The 19366-nt window shown below is 64.3% G+C and carries 12 protein-coding genes, 1 tRNA gene, 1 rRNA gene and 1 pseudogene; 5 read left to right on the forward strand and 10 right to left on the reverse strand.

The annotated features are described in order from the left end of the window. Nucleotides 1-23 precede the first annotated feature (23 nt). From ACOZ4H_RS00690 to ACOZ4H_RS00700, 3 genes are all read right to left on the reverse strand, one after another. Nucleotides 24-95 (reverse strand) — tRNA-Ala (locus ACOZ4H_RS00690). Nucleotides 96-200: 105 nt separating this feature from the next. Next, nucleotides 201-1672, reverse strand: a 16S ribosomal RNA gene (locus ACOZ4H_RS00695). Between the two features lie 660 nt (nt 1673-2332). Beyond that, nucleotides 2333-2641: a non-histone chromosomal MC1 family protein gene (locus ACOZ4H_RS00700; protein ID WP_004516406.1), complete on the reverse strand. Its 309-nt coding sequence runs from the start codon at nt 2639-2641 to the stop codon at nt 2333-2335. 248 nt (nt 2642-2889) lie between these two features. On the opposite strand from ACOZ4H_RS00700, the gene ACOZ4H_RS00705 reads away from it, so the two are divergent. The 3 genes and pseudogenes from ACOZ4H_RS00705 to ACOZ4H_RS00715 all read left to right on the forward strand — a co-directional run. Further along, a complete protein-coding gene (locus ACOZ4H_RS00705; RefSeq protein ID WP_004516407.1) occupies nt 2890-3087 on the forward strand; it encodes a hypothetical protein in 198 nt (65 codons plus the stop codon). Nucleotides 3088-3192: 105 nt separating this feature from the next. Beyond that, nucleotides 3193-4245, forward strand: coding sequence for a quinone-dependent dihydroorotate dehydrogenase (locus tag ACOZ4H_RS00710; protein WP_424327516.1), 1053 nt, complete (start codon nt 3193-3195; stop codon nt 4243-4245). Between the two features lie 39 nt (nt 4246-4284). Beyond that, nucleotides 4285-4727: pseudogene (locus ACOZ4H_RS00715) on the forward strand (RDD family protein); the annotation flags it as partial. A gap of 196 nt (nt 4728-4923) precedes the next feature. On the opposite strand, the gene pheT reads toward ACOZ4H_RS00715, so the two are convergent. From pheT to ACOZ4H_RS00740, 5 genes are all read right to left on the reverse strand, one after another. Continuing rightward, nucleotides 4924-6675 carry a phenylalanine--tRNA ligase subunit beta gene (gene pheT, locus ACOZ4H_RS00720; RefSeq protein WP_424327517.1) on the reverse strand — a complete coding sequence of 584 codons (1752 nt, stop codon included), beginning with the start codon at nt 6673-6675 and terminating at the stop codon, nt 4924-4926. Next, nucleotides 6675-8186 (reverse strand): phenylalanine--tRNA ligase subunit alpha, encoded by a 1512-nt coding sequence (locus tag ACOZ4H_RS00725; RefSeq protein WP_424327518.1) that lies wholly within the window; start codon nt 8184-8186, stop codon nt 6675-6677. The genes pheT and ACOZ4H_RS00725 overlap by 1 nt, the downstream gene beginning before the upstream one ends. A gap of 276 nt (nt 8187-8462) precedes the next feature. Continuing rightward, entirely contained in the window at nt 8463-10112 is a 1650-nt protein-coding gene (locus ACOZ4H_RS00730) for a tryptophan--tRNA ligase (protein WP_424327519.1), read from the reverse strand. A 141-nt stretch (nt 10113-10253) separates the two neighbouring features. Then, complete coding sequence (gene endA / locus ACOZ4H_RS00735; protein ID WP_424327520.1) at nt 10254-11288, reverse strand: tRNA-intron lyase; 1035 nt, start codon at nt 11286-11288, stop codon at nt 10254-10256. Between the two features lie 98 nt (nt 11289-11386). Then, on the reverse strand, nt 11387-12109 hold the full coding sequence (locus ACOZ4H_RS00740) for a DUF91 domain-containing protein (RefSeq protein ID WP_424327521.1): 723 nt from the start codon (nt 12107-12109) through the stop codon (nt 11387-11389). A 322-nt stretch (nt 12110-12431) separates the two neighbouring features. Between ACOZ4H_RS00740 and ACOZ4H_RS00745 the strand changes: the two genes are divergently transcribed. Together ACOZ4H_RS00745 and ACOZ4H_RS00750 are read left to right on the forward strand one after the other, a co-directional pair. Beyond that, on the forward strand, nt 12432-15533 hold the full coding sequence (locus tag ACOZ4H_RS00745; RefSeq protein ID WP_424327522.1) for a methyl-accepting chemotaxis protein: 3102 nt from the start codon (nt 12432-12434) through the stop codon (nt 15531-15533). A 124-nt stretch (nt 15534-15657) separates the two neighbouring features. Further along, nucleotides 15658-16314 carry an HAD family hydrolase gene (locus ACOZ4H_RS00750; RefSeq protein WP_424327523.1) on the forward strand — a complete coding sequence of 219 codons (657 nt, stop codon included), beginning with the start codon at nt 15658-15660 and terminating at the stop codon, nt 16312-16314. A 200-nt stretch (nt 16315-16514) separates the two neighbouring features. Here ACOZ4H_RS00750 and ACOZ4H_RS00755 read toward each other — a convergent pair whose 3' ends face one another. Continuing rightward, a complete protein-coding gene (locus ACOZ4H_RS00755; RefSeq protein ID WP_424327524.1) occupies nt 16515-16754 on the reverse strand; it encodes a hypothetical protein in 240 nt (79 codons plus the stop codon). 205 nt (nt 16755-16959) lie between these two features. After that, on the reverse strand, nt 16960-19329 hold the full coding sequence (locus ACOZ4H_RS00760) for a DEAD/DEAH box helicase (RefSeq protein WP_424330316.1): 2370 nt from the start codon (nt 19327-19329) through the stop codon (nt 16960-16962). Nucleotides 19330-19366: the final 37 nt, after the last annotated feature.

Below are 19366 nucleotides of genomic sequence, written 5' to 3' on the forward strand. Positions count from 1 at the left end.
CGGTTCGGGGCTGGCACGTCGTATGGACCCACTGGGATTTGAACCCAGGGCCTCCGCCTTGCAAAGGCGGCGCTCTCCCGCTGAGCTATGGGCCCGGCAGATCCGCACGGTTGTTAGCCCTGATAGTTCATAGGTGCCCGGTCGACGGAGTTCTCGAACACCGAAAGGTGGGTCAGGCCAGAGGCCTGATCCCGATCAGTAGGAGGTGATCCAGCCACAGATTCCTCTACGGCTACCTTGTTACGACTTAAGCCCCCTTGCGGAGCCCAGATTCGACCATCGCATGATGGCCTCATCCGGACCCCACTCGGGTGCTTTGACGGGCGGTGTGTGCAAGGAGCAGGGACGTATTCACCGCGCGCTTCTGACACGCGATTACTACCGAATCCAGCTTCATGCGGGCGGGTTTCAGCCCGCAATCCGAACTACGACTCCGTTTGGAGATTAGCGTCGCCTCTCGGCGTTGCATCCCACTGTCAGAGCCATTGTAGCCCGCGTGTTGCCCGGTCCATTCGGGGCATACTGACCTACCGTTGCCCGTTCCTTCCTCCGCTTTAGCAGCGGCAGTCCTCCTAGTGTACCCAACTACCTCAAGGGTATTGCTGGCAACTAGAAGTGCGGGTCTCGCTCGTTGCCTGACTTAACAGGACGCCTCACGGTACGAGCTGACGGCGGCCATGCACCTCCTCTCAGTAGCGTCGGGTAAGGTCGTCAACCTGACTGTCATTACTACTGTCGGGACCGGTGAGATGTCCGGCGTTGAGTCCAATTAAACCGCAGGCTCCTCCGGTTGTGGTGCTCCCCCGCCAATTCCTTTAAGTTTCATCCTTGCAGACGTACTTCCCAGGCGGCTCGCTTCTCGGCTTCCCTAGGGCGCAGCGCAGGCTCGTAGCCTACGGCACACCTAGCGAGCATCGTTTACAGCTAGGACTACCCGGGTATCTAATCCGGTTCGAGACCCTAGCTTTCGTCCCTCACCGTCGGGTCCGTCTTCCTGAGGTGGTTTCCCCATTGGTGGTCCGTCCAGGATTACAGGATTTCACTCCTACCCCGGACGTACCCCTCAGGTCTTCCGGCCCCAAGCCGGACAGTTTCCGCTGGACGCCGACGCGTTGAGCGCGTCGATTTCCCAACGGACTTGTCCGGCCGGCTACGGACGCTTTAGGCCCAATAATATCGGCCATCACTTGGACTGCCGGTATTACCGCGGCGGCTGGCACCGGTCTTGCCCAGTCCTTGTTCCTGTACCACCTTACGGTACAGAAAAGCGAGGGCTATATGCCCTCGCACTCGGAGTCCCCCTATCGCACTGTCGTGCAGTGTAAAGGTTTCGCGCCTGCTGCGCCCCGTAGGGCCCGGTATCTTGTCTCAGATACCGTCTCCGGGTTCTTGCTCTCACAACCCGTACCGATTATCGGCATGGTGGGCCGTTACCCCACCATCTACCTAATCGGCCGCAGCCACATCCTACAGCGCCGGAACATTTCCAACTCTCGGCACTCCAGCATGAGAGTTATATCCGCTATTGGCCTCAGTTTCCCGAGGTTATCGCGGTCTGTAGGGTAGTTTGGCCACGTGTTACTGAGCTATATGCCACGAGTCTAAACTCGTGCGACTAGCATGGCTAAATCGGACTCCGATAGCAATGGCCTCCGGCAGGATCAACCGGAATGTATCCCGGCACAAGGCCGGGGGGTTAGGCGGGATCACACCCATATAATGGGTGTGGTCGCTATCGAAGGGTGTTCGAGGACACCCGTCGACCGAGTGTCACCGAACTATCAGGGCTAACATCAGATCCCATCTTGACGGCGGACCGCAGGGGTGGAATCCTCATTTCTTCGGACCTGATTGTTGTCTCGAAGCCACCATAAAGGCTTCGAGTTTCGTTGGCGAGTCGGTCCCGCCTGGTCCGTGTCGGCAGGGGTCCGATGCCCCGACCGAACGTCGTTCGCGTTCATTCCGAATGCCCTGTTACACTTAAGGGAATCGGATCGGGCTCGCGTCGAACCGCACGACGCGAGCGACCTTCGCGTTCATCCCGAACACCCTGTTACACTTAAGGGCGTCGGAACGAGTGCGTTCGTTCGGGGGGCGTCGCCCCCTGACCGCGTTCGCATTTCATTCCGATGGGTGAGCCACACTTAACCCCGTCGAAGGAAGTCGCCTGCGGGACGAGATTACACGGGTGTAAGTGTCCCACACGTGTACAAACAGAGAGTACGGGTCACAGCACAGCGATGGCCGGAAGACGAGTAGTCCACTCGCGCGCACGTGAGCGCGCGGCCGAGTACACACGTCAGAAGGCCACCGAAAATATCGGGAATGCGACCTAGATCTCGTCTAGGTGTTCAACGCCCTGCTTCGAGACGTTCCCTTTCGTGATGTCGCCGGGCATCCAGTCGGGTTTGTCGTCCGGTGCCTCCTCGACCCATGCCCACGCCTCGTAGATGTGGACCTTGTGGGTCCCTTTCTCCCGTAGTCGTATCTCCTCAGGGTCAGCCTGATCTTCACCGTCGGCCGGTTCGAGTCGACGTGCTGCCTTCAGCGCAGCCTGTCGAGGTGTTCCGCCCGAGAAGACGCTCGATTCGTCACCGTCTTCGCGCAGTGCGAAGTTGCGCTTGTCACTGTCGGGTGCCATGGATTTCACCGCTCCATGCCAATTCAGCACATGCCAGAACATAAATATACCCCCCAATCCGCCCTCCGTCGGGGGGTACTTTTATACACTGAAGCCACCGCGTACCGCTTCAAACCTGCAAACCGGCCGGTTCAAGCCGAATATTGGGGTCGAAATCGTCACGCGCGTCCACAAAACCACCAGCCAGCGGCCGGCGGCACGGTAGACTTAAGTGTATCCTGCGGTGAAGTGCGGAGTAGGATAGCGCGATGGTGCGAAAGAAGAAGCTCAGCCCGAGTGGCGCCAAAGATGAGGACGGCGAGTACCACAACGTACATATCAACATTCACGAGGACGAGCTAGCCGTCGCCGGGATGGAGATCGGCGACGAGGTGTTCGTTCGCGTCCGGGATAACAAGATTATCATCCAGAAGGCCGACCCCGAAGAGGTCGAACACGACTTTTGAGGTCCCATCGACGGTGACACAGTGCCACTGGGCGGAGCTGTTGGGGCCGACGCCCGAAATCGGTCGTTCACCGCCGTTCTTCGAACCAACCCGAATACCAACACAATGAGACCGTACGATATCGCGAAACCACTCCTGTTTTCTCTGCCAGCAGAAACCGCCAACCGGAGCGTCCACCGACTGTTAGAGGCAGTCGACGGAACGCGGGTCGCCGACGTGATGGCCGACCACTACACCGTCGCTGACGACCGACTCGGCGTGGAGGCGTTCGGCCACACCTTCGACAACCCAGTCGGGGTCGCCGCCGGGTTCGACAAGAACGCCACCATTCCCGGAACGCTGGCGTCGCTCGGGTTCGGTTTCGCCGAGGTCGGCGGCGTCACGGCCGAGCCACAGACCGGGAACGCCCGCCCGCGAATGTTCCGTCTCAAAGAGGACGAGGCCATCATCAACCGGATGGGGCTGAACAACGACGGCGCCATCGTTATTGGCGAGCGGCTGAAGCACGTCGACGCACCGTTCCCAGTCGGGGTCAACATCGCCAAGACGGAACACGTCGGGACGGATGAGGCCCCCGACGACTACCGGACCACGTATGAACACGTCGCCGAGGGCGGGGACTTCTTCGTCATCAACGTCTCCTGTCCCAACTCGGAGGGCTTCGAGGAGCTCCAGAACCGCGACGCGATGGAGGCGATCCTCGGCGAGCTCCAGGACGCGGGGGCGGCCCCGCTGCTCGTGAAGCTCTCGCCGGACCTTCCCGAGCCGGCAGTCGAGGACGCGCTTGACCTGGTGACCGAACTCGGCCTCGACGGCGTCGTCGCGACGAACACGACGACTGAACGGCCCGCAAGCCTACGCTCGCCGAACGCGGTCGAGACGGGCGGCCTCTCCGGGAAGCCGATCGAGAACCAGGCGACCGAGATGGTCCGGTTCGTCGCCGAGCGCGTCGACGTGCCCGTCGTCGGCGTCGGCGGCGTCTCGACGGCGGAGGGTGCATACCGGAAGATTCGGGCCGGGGCCTCGCTCGTCCAGCTGTACACCGGCCTGGTGTACCGCGGCCCGTCCATCGCCCGCGAAATCAACGAGGGACTGCTGGACCTGCTCGCGGAGGACGGCTTCGACTCGGTCGAGGACGCCGTCGGCGCGGACCTGTAACCAGCGAATCTTGAAGTACGGTTGCAGCGAACCGCCGGCATGGGCGACAGTCCCCGCACCCACCACATCGCCGCCTGGGACGACCGCTTTCTCGCCTGGCTCCTCGACGTCCCGCTCGTCGGTATCGTCCTCTCCGCACTGGGCGAGGCCGCTGGCGTGTTCTCACTGCTGACCCGGGGCTCTCAGTTACCACCCCAGCCATCGGCCTGAACGGCCTCGGCCTGTTCATCTACTGGACGGTCCTCAAAGGTCGACAGGGCCAGTCGGTCGGGAAGATGGTGATGAACATCGCCGTCACGAACGAACGCGGCGACGCCATCGACTGCGGGACGACAGCCATCGAGAGTTTCGGGAAAGCGTTCCTGCTCCCCTATACTCCTAGACATCCTCGTGGGCTGGCCTACGAGGAAGACGGAGTCCGGTTGTTCAACAAGCTCTCCTCAGCCATCGTTATCGAGACCGACGAGGAGGTGGCCGGGAAATCGACCGCTCGCTTCGCTCGTAGTCGAACTTACTCCAGCGCGTCGAGCTGGAACTCGAAGGCGGCGACCGGCAGTTCCAGATCGTGCTGCAACCACCTTTTTCTGCGTCGGGTAGCCTCGCTCACGCCGTTCGCTTCGGATACCGCTCCTTGAAAAACGTGGGCGAAAAAACAGCTCGCTTCGCTCGTAGTCGAACTTACTCCAGCGCGTCGAGCCGGAACTCGAAGGCGGCGACCGGCAGTTCCAGATCGTGCTCGACGAGCACCTTCGGATGGATTTCACCGATAACGCCGACCGGCTCGCCGTCGAGAACCACTTCGGCAACGCGGCCGCCGATGAACGATGGATGCGTGGTCGGCGGCGTTTCGAGGTCTTTGTCGAAGGCATCGGCAAGCGCCTGCAGTCGGGCTTTCGCGTCCTCGTAGGAGGCGTCGGTGCGCGCGAGCGCGGCCGCGACGGTCCGGTGTTCGGCGACGCCGGTGTTCTCGGAGTCGTCGAGGCCGGCAGCCAGCCCGATTTCGGCGAGGTCCTGTGGGTAGCTCCGGTGAGTGTTGTTTTCGAGCACCATCATGATGGAGGGGAGCGCCCACGTCCGGAGGATGGTGTAGTCCTCGCTGTAGGGTTCCTGGATGGTGACCGGGTCGGCTTGACCGACGGTCTCGGCGGTTTGCTCGTCGGCCGGCGGGACCGACAGCCCCATCCGCTCGAAGTTCTCGGCCTCGTTTATCATGTGGAAGTTCAGCAGGTCCTCGAAGCCCAGGCCGACCAGGGCGTCGCGGGCGGCGTCCTCCAGTCTGGACCGCTCGTGGCGGCCGCCGACCGTCGACACGTCGGGGTACGTCGGTTCGAGGCTGTTGAATCCGAGCGCCCGGCCGATGTCGTCGATGATGTCGAGCGGGTGGATGACGTCGACGCGGTAGGGCGGAACCTCGACTTCGTAAGCCACGCCGTTATCGGATTCCGTCTCGGTCGCATCGAGGCCGGCGCGCTCGGCGTAGTCGACGACCTCGCGGCTGTCCAGTGAGACGCCGAGGATGGACTCGATACGGTCGTGCGTGACCGTCTTCGTTCGTACCGAGAAGTCCGGCCGTTCCAGCGTCTTGCCGGCGTACTCACCGGGCGCGTCGTCGGCGTAGGACACGTCGACTTTCTCGACCTGGCCGCCGCGGGCGGCGAGCGCGTAGCAGACGATGTTGCACATGTGGTCGATGGTCCACTGGTCGGTCCCGGTCATCTCGATGAACAGGTCCCGGGAGTCGACGCTGACCTCGGTCCGGCGGCCGTTGATGACTGGCGGGAACGAGAACAGCCCGATGGCGTCGTAGATGGCCGGCACGCGGTCGAAGTCGGCCACGAGGTCGCCGTAGGTCTGGCCGGTCTCGTGGGACGCCACGACCTCGCCGGGGGTCATCTCCGCGTCGGCGTCCAGCGGGACGAACGTCGCCTCGTCGGGGTCGGCGCTGGTGTAGGTGATGGACTTGCCCTCACCGTCGGTCGCGGCCGCTCCCTTCAACATCGTCAGGTCGTGAACCCCAATCGCACCCTTCGCTCGCTTGCGGCCCATCGTCGCATGGAGCTTCTCCTGCAGTTGGATGAGGGACTCCAGCGCGGCGTCGTCCATGTCCAGGCCGCGGACGATAGCGCCGGTGACGTAGGGGCGCTCGTCGGGCTGGTCCTCGACCTCGATGGTCCAGTCGGCGCTGTTCGTGTTGGGAATCTCCACCCCGCGGTCGTCGCCGTAGTGATACCGCAGCGACCGGGCGACCCCCTCGACGGAGAGGCGGTCCAGTCGGTCCGGCGCGAACTCCAGTTGGAACTCGTCGTCCTCGGTCCAGCCCTCGAATTCGAGGCCGAGGTCGAACAGGTCCGACTTGAGTTCGTCGTCGTCTTTCTCGCTGTGGCCGGTCAGATATCGCAGTTCGTCGGGGTCAACGTCGACGACCGGCATCAGCGAATCACCTCCGTCTCCCGCAGTAGTTCAAGGTCACACAGCGTCCCGTGCACGTCGCGGATGTCTTCGAAGCCGTACATAAGCATGAGTAGTCGTTCGAGCGAGAGGCCCCACGCCATCACGTCGCAGTCGACGCCGAGCGGCGTGAGCACCTCGTCGCGGAAGATACCGGAGTTGCCGACCTCGACGACCTCGCCGGTCTCGGGGTGGGTGCCGAACAGTTCGAAGCTCGGCTCCGTGTAGGGGTTGTAGTGGGGCTTGAACTCCAGGTCGGTGATGCCGAACTGCTCGTAGAACTCCGTGAACGTCCCCATCAGGTCCCGCACGGAGAGGTCCTCGGCCATCACCCAGCCTTCAATCTGGAAGAACTCGAGCAGGTGGGTCGGGTCGAGCGTGTCGTTGCGGTACACCTTCTCGACGCTGAAGTAGCGTTCGGGCGGGTCGAGTTCGCCGACCTGATGGCCCGAAAGGTACCGCATCGAGAGCGAGGTGGTGTGCCCGCGCAGGTCCATCCCGCGGGCGATGTCCTCGGTCCAGGGCGAGTGGTACCCCTCGCCGTCAGGGCCGACGCCTTCCTTGTGGGCCGAGCGGACCCGTTCGACGAGGTCCGGGGGGAGGTGGCCGATCTCCTCTGGCTCCTCCAGGGCGAACTGGTCCCAGTGCGTTCGCGCCGGGTGGTCCTGGGGCATGAACAGGCAGTCGTTGATCCAGAACTGGGCGTCGGCGTGGGGGCCTTCCATCTCGGAGAACCCCATGCCGACGAGCGTGTCCTTCACGCGGTTGGCCGTCTGGCGGAGGATGTGCTCCTTGCCGTGGCTCACGTCCTCGGCGTCGGCCTCGACGTTGTACTCGGTGAAGGCCACGTCTTCCCACTCGCCGCTGGTGAGCAGTTCGGGGGTAAGCTGGTCGACGGTCTCGGCGGCTTCGACGCCCTCCATCAGCGCGGTGACGCCGTCGTCGGTGAGCCGGACCGACCGAACGGTTTCCTCACGCACGTCAAGGAGGCCGCGCCGTTCCAGCTGGTCGAGCGCGTCCGCGTCGGCGTCCGCGACGCGTCCATCGGCGACGGCCTCCAGCGCCAACATCTCGGGGTCGGACCCGGGGTCGGCGTCCGGATTGGCCGTGATCTCGCCGCTGTCGATCCCGCCGTAGGCTTTGCGGGCGTAGTTCGAGAGCGCGATGTCGACCGCGCCGCCTTCGAGGCCGGACGCGCCGATGGCCTGCCCCATCTGGACCGGGTTGTCGGCAGCGCCGGCGTCAACGGCCGCCTCGTAGAGGTCCTGCTCGGGGAGGCTCTCCCGGACGTACTGGTCGCCCTCCTCGGTGAGTTCGTAGTGTTCCAGCGTCTCCTCGGCGACGGCGAGCAGCCCGTCGGATTCGAGTTCGAACGCCGCTCTGGTGGCCGCTTCCGGCTTGAGGTCAGCCTCCGCAGCCACGTCGTCGATACGCCTGTCTTCCTGTGCGTCGGCGGCCTGCAGGACGGCCACCTGTGCCTGTGGTCGTTTCATACGGGTGTCTCGGTCTTGTGGGGATAACCGCGGGTCGCTCAGTTAACGGTTCTCACTTCCTGTTCGCGGTTTCGTCTGACCACGCCTCTCGACGCCGTCAGAGTCCACACACGATCAGGCAGCGAAGAAGAAGCCGAACCCCGGACTGTCGGATAGCTGGCGAGCGACGCCGGCACGGTGGGATTCGGGTGCCATATCTGAGCGATTGTGATTAGCGCCTAAAAGCGTTGCGCGTGTACTCGTCTCGACACGAGACGGGGTGTCTCGGCTCGGTTCTCAGTCCGCGGTCGTCGGCGCGCGGTCGGAGTCGAGGTCGATATCGAGTTCGTCGAGCTTGTCCTCCCACTCTTCGCGTTTCTCCTGGTGGTCTTCGAGGAACTCGGCCATCAGTTCGGCGGCCTGCTCCTTGCAGCCGCCACAGAGCCGTTCGCCGCCGACACACTCGTCGTACACCTCCTTGGCGAACTCGTCGTCGTCGCCCGAGAGCAGATAGGCGTACAGCTCGTACACCGGGCACTCGTCGGCCTTCCCGCCCTTCTCGCGCTGTTCCTCGGCTGTGGAGCGACCACCGGTGGTGGCCGATTTCACTTTGTCGTAGCCGTCCTCCGGGTCATCCAGCAGCGAGATGTGCGAGGCCGGAATCGACGAGGACATCTTGCCGCCGGTGAGGCCGGTCATGAACCGGTGGTAGATGGACGAGGGCGGCTGGAAGCCGTAGCCGCCGTTGTCGAGTTCGACCTGGCGAGCCAGCTCCTCAGCCTCGGCGTGGTCCAGGTCGAACGTGTCGATGTGCTCGTCGTACACCCGTTTCTCCCCGTCGATGGCCTCGATAAGCGCCTCGAAGGCTGCGTCGGTGGCGTTGCGGTCGAGGAACCGGATTCGCGGGCGGAGCGGTTCTTTGCCGGCTTCGTCGAGTTTGGCGACGACGGACTGACGGGCGTCGGCGGGCGCTGGCTGATGGTCGCGCAGCCAGTCGGCGGCCTCGCCACACCGCGGCCGGTCGGCGTTCTCGGCGTACTCCTCGCGGGCGTCGTAGGCCTGCCGGAGCAGCGTCCGTTCGACGGCGTCGGCCTCGAAACTGGCGAAGGCCTCCGTCACGCCGAAGTACCGCATCCGCGCGGCGAGATCCCGCGCCAGCCGCATGTGGGGGTCCTGGTCCGGGCCGACGGGGATGACCGTCGGCTTCGGCTCGTCCAGTTGCGGGTAGAGGATGTCCGCCATCTGGGTGACGACCGACTGCATGTGGGAGATGTCAGTCTCGCCGTCGAAGTCGTAGATGGCCTGCAGTTCCGAGAAGTTCGCCTCTGCGCCGAGTTCGAACGCGAGGTCCTGCACCTCGCGGTTGTCCGACTGGCGATACAGCGTCCCCTCGTCGGGGTCGAATCCGAGCGCGAGCAGCGAGAGGACGTAGTCCGTCGCGTGCTCGTCGATTTCATCCCACGAGAGCCCGCGGGCGCTGTGGGCTTCGAGGTCGGCGATGAGCGCGTGTGCGTCCCCGCCCTGCTGTTGATGCCAGATGATCTCGTCGAAGACGAGCTTGTGGCCGATGTGCGGGTCGCCGGTCGGCATGAACCCCGACAGCGCGGCGAAGGGATCGTCGTTGCGCATCGCCTCGGCGACCGGTCGGTAGTCCCGGTGGCCGAAGATGACGCCCCGCCGCATCAGGTAGTGGGGATTGGGGACTTCGGGGAGCACCTCGTCGAACTCCTCGATGCCGAACTGCTCGAACAGTTTGCGGTAGTCGGCGATAGTCGAGGAGCCCCAGGGGTCGAGCGTCGCCTCGTCGGCCCCCTCGGCCTCAGTGCCGCCGTCCGGTAGCACCGACTCGCCGCCGGAGCGGGCGTCGGACTCCCGCCACTCTCCGCCCGACTGGCGGCGGTCCTCGTCGGGCGATGCGTCGTCGTGGTGGGAATCGTCTGTCGTCATGGATGTGCTCGGCTCGCGGTGAGCCACGTTACAGGTGCTTTGGTCCCGGTCGGCGCAAAAAGGGTTCGTTTCGGTGCGCCACACAGAGCGGCGTATCAGGGGACAGCTGAATGACCACCGGCCGGTGAAGTGGCGACCAAATCAGGGCGTCAGCCGCTCGACGGCGATCCACTCGAGATCGTTGCTGTTGCCGCTATCGCCACTACCGTCGCCGCCGTCCGCCGTGAGCGCGAACACCATCGTCTTCCGGACGCCGTGGGCCAGGCGAACGTCCAGCGCGAGGTCCCGCGGCTCGAATCGGTGGTCGGCCGGCAATACTCGGACGAGGAGCTCCGAGTGCCCGAGGTTCTCGGCGCTCTCGACATTAGCGTAGGTCCGGAAATCCGCGCCGAATTTGAAGCCAGTCTTCGGAGCGACGCCGCTCGCTCGCAGAGCCGCATAGACGGCCAGCCGACGGTCGAAGCGGTCGCCCTCGACCTCGCGACCCCGCCCGACGACAGCGTCGGCCCCGCCATCGACCGTGAGCAGCCCCTCCTGTGCGAGATACGCGGCCTCCACGAGCGAGAGCTGTACCGCGCCGTCGTCGCCGAGTTGCTGCCCGTAGAATGCCTGATCGTACAGCTCCGCCGGCGGTTCCCAGCACACCACCCGCTCGGCGAGCAATTCGCCCTCCGTCGTCGGGACGGCGGCGTCGCTGGTCCCTGTAACGTCGCGCCGGTCGGTGTCGAGATACGTGACCTCGCTCTCCTCGTCGACGACCGCCAGAACGCAGTCGCCCAGGGCCGTCGCGTCGACGGTATCACGCTCGCCGATAACCCGGACGCGGTAGGCCACTTCGTTGTCCCACGGCCCCTTTCCCCGCGGGTAGACCACAAAGTCCGCGCCCGCGGCGTCGTCGACCCATCCTTCGCGGGCGGGCGTGAGGTAAAAACCGCGGTCCCGCAGGTCTTTGTAGACGGCGAAATCGACCTCGGAGACGGCCGCCGACCCCAGGAAGGCGCGGAAGTCCATCCCGTCGATGCTCTCGATATCCCCGCGGTAGAGGAGGTGTGCGGCCTCCACCGGGGCCAGGTCGATGTCGCCGTTGCGGACCTTCCCGTAGCCGCGCGAGTCGTAGAACCGCTCGCGCGCCTCGTAGCCGGCCCGCACGACATCATCGTCGAGCGTCAGTTCCATGCTCTGACGTGGCCCCCGCGGCGACAAAGCCCCTGCGGGTCCGAACCGTCAGAGATGGTGTATTGATTACAGCGGCCGCGGATGTGTAGTATCAGAACTCACACCAGTTCCGAGCAGGAACTGTCCAGACAGCGCGTGCCGCCGGCGGTTTCGAACAGTGGCAGGCCACAGTCACAATCGCCGACGACGACGCCGGACGGCATCGAGAAGCCGGTGTCACAATCGGGATAGTGCTCACAGCCGGCGAGCAGGCCGCCCCGGCGGAGAATCAACAGGTCGCCGTCGCAGTTGGGACAGTCCCACTCGCGGTCGAAGGCCGCGGTGACAGCGTCGTCCAGCGAATCACAGTCCCGGTCGAGACACAGTTCGAACACCCGCCCGCGTTCCACCCGAAGCGTGGGGAGTCCGCAGTCTCCGCAACGGCCGCCGGTGACCGCGGCATCGCTCGGAATCCCGTACGAGGCGTCACAGCCGGTACAGGTGACTTCGCTCCGAGCGCGTACAAGCGTCCCGCCGCAGTCGGGACAGTCGCGTACCGGGACACCGGCGTTCGAGGCCGGATAGCGGGCGCTGCCGTGTTCCTCGTGGGTGACCACGCGGAGGAGTTCGTCGCCGTCACGGGCGGTCACCGTCCCCTCGTCGATAGTGACGCTTTCGGCGCGCGTGAGCCACGCGACCGGCTGATACCCCACGGCGTCGTGGACCAAGACGGTGTTGTCCGGTTTGACGACGATGAGCACGTCGCCGCGCTGTTCCCGCTCGCGCGTTCCCTCGAAAACAGTCGTACACTCGCCAGCCATCACACAGGTTCCGTCGTGCATGGACCGGTCTGGGCCCGTGCTGGTATTTGAACGTTCACACGAATTTGGTTGTGTGCTTGATAGCTAAAACCGACAGCGGAGACGGCAGCAAATCGAGAGGGGGAGCCGTCATCTGGGTTGTAATTATATAGAATTGAAACCTGGTTCATCCACGTTTATTAGCGTTTTGGCCATTAATTATCAATTCGAAGAATGCGGCGGTAAGGATTAACTTCCGGATTAGACGACCCGTGGTATGGACCTGCAGATAAAGCTAATAGTCTTACTCCTTACAATTTCACTGGCACCGCTAGCCGGTGTCGGATTGCTGTCAGCCAACAGTATGGGACAGCTGAATCAGGACGCCCAGACCCAGAGCGGGAACTACCTCCGGGGGGCGATGACCGACCAGCTGAACAACAGCGTCGAAGCGCGACAGGAAGGCATTCAGAACCAGATGAACCAGCGCGAGGTCGACGTCCGGTCGCTGTCGGACTCCTCGACGATGGAGAACTACCTGGCCGCGCAGGACGGCGAGATGGAGCTCGTTCAGGAGTCGAGTCAGCGCCAGCTCGGGTACACGTCCCTCCAGATGCGTACCAGCATCGACAACGCGATGCAGATGGTGCTGGAAAAGCAGTACGACGGCCGGGACTGGGAGGACCTCTCGCCCTCGGAACAGGAGCAAGTCAAGCAGGAAGTCGAGTCGATGATCGGCGGTACGGCCGGGGACCAGACGCGCCCGGCCGGGACCATGTACGACTCGTTCCAGCCCGGCTACTTTGGTGATACGGGATACGCCTACATCACCGACAGCGACTCAAACATTGTCGTCCACCACAGCCTCGACGACGGCCACAACCTCAAGGAAGACAGCGGCGGGACGCTGGTCGTGTTCGACGACATCAAAGCCACCATCGAGTCCGACCAGGCGATCCGCAACGGCGAGGAATGGGGCATCGCCGAGTACGAGTGGGAAGACACGACCCAGGAGGGCAACCCCAAGATGACGAAGTTCATCGCCTATACCTACTACGAGCCCTTCGACTGGGTCATCGCGCCGAGCGTCTACTACTACGAGCTCCAGGAGACCGCAGTCACCGATGCGGAAACCGAAATGGCGGATTCCTTCGAGCGGTACCTCCTGACGCGGACGGTCACCGTCGGTGACGAGGAACACCTGGCCTACGAACAGATCACGTTCGCGGGTCCGAACGGGGACGAAATCATCCACGCAGACCGGACGGGTCAGGAGGTGACGACCGGCTCGGACAGCTCGCAATCATACGCCGATGCGGAGTGGTTCACCAGTGCCGCGTCCGGCAGCGAGGGCGAGGCCTACTTCGACGAGGTCCGGACTTCGGACGGCCACGAGACGATGTACATCTCCACGCCGGTGTACAGGGACGGCGAGTTCCGCGGCGTCGTCGCGACCCAGTTCAACTACTCACTCATCACCGATACGACGAACCGCGTGACGGTCGGTGAGAGCGGCTACCTCTACATCCTCAACGACCACGGCGAGATCGTCAGCCATCCGGACCGGGCCATGATCGAACAGCGGACGAACGTCGCAGACGGGGAGTACGGTGCTGAACTCGGGACGATCGCACAGAACCAGATGCTCGCCGGCGAGTCGGGAATGACGACCCACACGAAGCAAGTCGAGGGCGAGGGGAACGTCACGAAGTACGCCGGCTTCGCGCCGCTCGAACTCGGTGACAAGCAGTTCACCCTCGTCGCGACCGTCCCCGAACAGGACATCAACGAACCGATTGCCGCGCTCGGCGCGACGCTCCAGAGCACGACGGACTCCGCACAGAACCTCGTCATCGGACTGTTCGGTCTCGCGGCTATCGTGGTTTCGGTGATGGGATACGCAGCGGCTAGGTACATCTCGAAGCCGATCGAACAGGTCCGCGACCGAGCGATGGCACTGTCCAAGGGGCAGTTCGACCAGACGGACGACATCTCGACCGGCGACGACGAGATCGGCGAGATGGTGACGGCCTTCGAGGATATGCAGGCGAACTTGAACCGGCAGGTCGACCAGATCGAATCCGTCAGTGACTCACTCAGGGAGGGTGATCTCGACGACGAGATACAGACTGACATGCCCGGGAAGTTCGGGGAAATAATGATAGGGCTCGAAGACGGAATGACCCAGCTCGGGGCGAGCTTCACCGAGATCAGCCGGGCGAGCCGGAACATCCGTGCCGGGGAGCTAGACCAGGACCTCGATACCGATCTCCCCGGCGACTACGGCGAGGTCATGCGCGAACTCAACTCCGGCCTCACGCAGCTCTCGGAGAGCTTCGAACAGCTCGAGGCCGTGAGCGCGGATCTCCGGGAGGGTCACCTCGACCAGGATCTCGACACCGACCTGCCCGGTGCCTACGGCGACGTCCTCGAGAACATCGACGAGGGCCTCGACGCAGTCGACGAAAGTATCGCAAAGGTCCAGTCAATCGCACAGGACGTGAACGAGGCGAGCCAGGAAGTCGCCGCGAGTACGACCGAGATCGAGGAGGCGAGCCAGGAGGTCGCCGAGTCGGTCCAGGAGATATCGAGCGGGGCCGATACCCAGTCCGGCAACCTCCAGGAGGTCGCCAACGAGATGAACGACATGTCGGCGACCATCGAGGAGATAGCATCCTCGTCGGTCGACGTGGCCGACACGGCACAGGAAGCAGCCGAGCGGGCGCAGATGGGAAGCGAACAGGCCGCCGAGGCGTCCGCCGAGATCAAGGAGATCGAGGACGGGGCCGACGACGCGGTCGACCAGGTCTCGGACCTCCAGGCGGAGATGGAGGAGATCAGCGAGATCGTCGCCATGATCACCGACATCGCCGAGCAGACGAACATGCTCGCCCTGAATGCCTCCATCGAGGCCGCACGGGCCGGCGAGGCTGGCGAAGGCTTCGCCGTCGTCGCAGACGAGATCAAGTCCCTCGCGTCGGAAGCCGGCGAGGCCAGCGAGGAAGTCGAGTCGCTCATTACCGAGATTCAGGACTCGACGGACGAGACGGTCGACGACATCGAAGCGATGCGGGACCAGGTCGAGAGCGGCGTCGAGACGACAGAGAACGCCATCGATCTGTTCGACGAGATCGCCGAGGTCGTCGACGACGCCGAGAGTGGCGTCACGGAGATAAGCGACGCCACGGACGAGCAGGCCGCCACCACCGAGGAGGTCGTGGCGATGGTCGACGAGGTCAGCAGCGTCAGCGAGGAGACGGCCGCGGAGGCCAGCAACGTCTCGGCCGCCTCCGAGGAACAGTCCAGTTCACTCACCAGCGTCTCCGAGAACGTCCAGTCGGTCGCCGGCCTCGCGGACGACCTGGAGGACCTGGTCGACGAGTTCGAGGTCAGTGACGACACGGACACGGACGAGTGGGACTCGACAGATATCGACGGAACCAGCCCGGCCGCCGTGGACGATTGACTGACGCGCGAACACGATGTCACCGCGGACGGGGTCACAATAGGCAGGTGCTGACGGCGACGATGCCGGCGTATCGCTGCCGGAGTCGCAACAGCCAAAGCCGTCGCCGAGCGACAGGAAGGCAATGAGCGAACCACCGGCGGCGGTCTGTTTCGATATGGACGGCGTGCTCGTCCGGTCCGAAGAGCACTGGGTCCGAGCCCAGCGCGAGGATATTCTTCCGACGGCCGCACCGAACGACGACATCCCTGTCTCCGCGATTACCGGTCGGAACTACCGGGAGGTCTATCCGGACCTTGACGCAGAGTACACCCTCGAAATCAGCCGCGAGGCGTTCGAAGAACTGTTCGAGGAGCACGGCGAACGGATTTACGGCGAAAAGGCGACCTTTCTGGACGGGGCGCACGAACTGCTTGACGACCTTCGGGACGCCGGCGTGGCGCTGGCGCTGACGACGTCCGCGCCATGGGCCTGGATCGACGTGGCTGACGAGCGGTTCGACCACCTCTCGAAGTTCGACGTCGCCATCAGCGCCGGTGACATCGACGGCCCCGGCAAGCCGGAGGCGGATATCTACGAGCGCGGCGCGGCGGAGCTGGGCGTCGCGCCCGAGGACTGCTGGGCCGTCGAGGACTCCACCGCGGGCGCACGCGCCGCCGTCGCCGCCGGGATGACGACCGTCGGGTTCCGCGGCGACGGCGACGAGACGGACCTGTCGATGGTCCACGAAACCGCCGACGACGCCGCGTCGCTGCGACAGGTGCTGTTAGGCAGTGTGTAACAGTCGAGTATGCAGTCTTTGACGGATATAGTAGATGGGCCAGAATCAGAAGCGGTGAGACCGCTGTACGGTACGGAGCTGGTCCGAAGACCGAGAAGATACTGGACGGACGCCAGTATAGCGGACAAGAGTTCGAGAGGTATAACCGGAAAGCTGCGTGCCAGAAATGCCAGCGTGGAGGGGAGGGAGTCCCGGCCAGGTCAGGCGGGATCACCGTATCCTCGGCCCGCGAGGAGGCCGAAGACGTTGAGGGCAACGACACCCACGAAGATGAGGAAGCTCTGACTGTCCAGCCCGCCCAGTAGCAGCGGCGGATATGCCAGTGGCGTGACGATGGCCAGCCAGAACGCGATGAATTGCAGGGGACGAGTGAGTGACTGACGGTCGACGCTGCTGGGGGCGGCTTCCATCGGGGAACGGAAGGGCGATGCACTGGACATTGTGGGCTTCCTCAGTTCTTCGTAAGAACCCATACCCCCATATAAACGCCAGACCCTTGGGGATAATTCGTGCTCTTTTCGGAATGTTAACCGGATTTCAGCACCTTTCAGCGATGTTTCACGGAAGCGTATAACGCTTTTAGAGTTCTTTATAAATTTTATCGCGCCCATTGAGGTCGTTTCAGAGAGACGGCTGAAACGGCGATTACCGGACCAGCACGGATCGAGTTTCGGTAATCGTCGGGAGCGGCAGCGCGGGGAACGCGACCTCGACAGTGAACGTGAGTTCGTCCGCGTCCGCGCCGAAGACGGCCACCGGAAGCGTGGCCTCGCCGAGATACGACGGCTTTGCGGTCATCTCACGCCCGTTAACCGTGACCCGCAGGCCCGCGCGGGCGCTGCCGCCGGTGTTTTCCACAGTTACCTCGCGCATATCGTTGTCACCGGGCGCGATTGTCTCGGGGAAATCGCCCCAGTCGACCGTGACGACGGGGAGGTCCCGCGCGTTCGCCAGCACCTGCTCGGCGACGCCTTCGGAGAGTCCGGCACGGACGAGGCCGTCTTCGCCAGCTTCGACCACGTCAGCGGGCGACGTGAGCCCCGCAGCGGCGAGTTTGCCCGCGCGGCCACTGCCGACGCCGTCGATGGCCGTCAGCCCCACTGCGTCGGCGCTGATGCCGTGTTCGACGCGGGCCTCGACCCGACAGGCCAGGTTCGCGTAGCGGGCCGGCCCCAGCGTGTCGACGAACTCCCGCATCGCCGCGAGCAGGCGGAGGGCGTTCTGGCGGATGACCCACGCGTCGCTTTTCAGTTCCGTCGGCGTCGTCCCGGTCATGCCCGAACGGAGGATGGCCAGCACCTTCCGCTGGCCGGCGTCGAGGCTGTCGTCGACGCTGTCCCCCAGCACTGCGTGGACCGCGTCCTCCTCGTCGGAGCGGGCGCTGACGCTGTCGAACTCCGTCGCGCCGGCCACCGCGGTCAGCAGGTCGTCCGCGTCCACGGAGACAGCGGAGTCGGGGTCGGCGGCGACCTGGCAGCGCTCGGCGACGTCCGCGAACCGGCGCGCGGTTGAGAGCCGGAGGTAGAACTTCGAGGCTAACTGCCCGAGCCGCGTCGGCTCGACGTTGAGGCCGTCCTGCTCGACGAAGCCCTCGTCGACGAGCGAAGAGAGGGTATCGCTGACCCGGTTTCGGAGGTCGCTGCCGGCGTCGTACTCGTCGGGAGCCGACTGCGAGCGGGCGTAGTAGAAGGTCGTCGCGAGCCAGTCCATCACGTCGTCCACGTCGTCGATGGTCCCGAGCGCGATCTCGGCGTTCAGGTGGGCGTCGAGTTCCGCCGCGAGTCGGGATTCGATCTCCTTGCCGTCCCGGAGCAAGCGGCGGTACTTGTCGGCGTCCGACCGGTCACAGACGACCCAGGCGTAGCCCATGTCGTCGTAGCCGGGCCGACCCGCGCGGCCGAGCATCTGGAGCACGTCGAGCGGGCTCATGTCGACCTCGCCCTCCAGCGGGTCGTGGAGCTTCGTGTCGCGGATGACGACACAGCGGGCGGGGAGGTTCACGCCCCAGGCCAGCGTCGAGGTCGAGAAGAGGAGCTGAATCTTCCCCTCCTTGAACCACTGCTCGACCTTGTTCTTGTCCTCACGCGCGAGGCCGGCGTGGTGAAAGCCCACACCGTCCAGCACGGACTGGCGGAGCGTGTCGTTCGAGAGGTCGGCGGCGTCGTTGTGGAAATCGTAGTCTCCGCGTGCACCCATCGGAATGTCGCGCTCGGTAATCTCGTCGCGGGCCTTCTTCGCTGCCTGTACCGTGTCCTGACGCGAAGAGACGAACACGAGCGCCTGGCCCTCCTCGCGGATGTGCGGCTCGGCGAGATCGAGCGCCCGGTAGAGCCGGCGGTACTTGTCGGCGAAGGCGTTCTCGCCGTGGGAGTAGGTCTTTACGTCGGCGTTCAGCGGCACGGGTCGGTACTCCTCGCCGAAGGCGAACGTGGTCTCCTCGGGCGCGTCGAGCCACGCGGCCACGTCGTCGATGTTCGGCATCGTCGCCGACAGCGCCACCACGCGCGGGTCACAGAGTCGGCGGAGCCGCGAGACGGTGACTTCCAGCACCGCCCCGCGACGATCCGAATCCAGCAGGTGGACCTCGTCGATGACACAGCAGTCCACGTCTGTAATGAAGGAGTAACGGCTGGTCTCGTGTTTCCGGGTGGCCGAGTCGGCCTTCTCCGGCGTCATCACGAGGATGTCGGCCCGCTCGGCGCGACGGGGGTTCAGGTCCCGCTCACCGGTGACGACGTAGACGGAGTAGCCCAGGTCCTCGAACCGTTCCCACTCGCTCTCTTTCTCGTTGGTGAGCGCACGCAACGGCGCGAGAAAGAGCGCGGTCCCGTCCTCGGCGAGCGTCTTGCAGATAGCCAGTTCCGCCAGCGCGGTCTTCCCGCTGGCCGTCGGCGCGCTGACGACGACGTTGTCGTCGCGGTTCAGCAGGGCCGGCAGCGTCTCCGACTGCATCCGGTTGAACTCCTCGAAGGGGAAGGCGTCAGCGAATTCCGGGAGCACCTCCGCGACCGCCACAGTCGGCTCGCTGTCGGTTCGGGATGACACGTCACAG

The organism is Haloarcula amylolytica (assembly GCF_049705545.1).
Classification (GTDB): domain Archaea; phylum Halobacteriota; class Halobacteria; order Halobacteriales; family Haloarculaceae; genus Haloarcula; species Haloarcula amylolytica_B.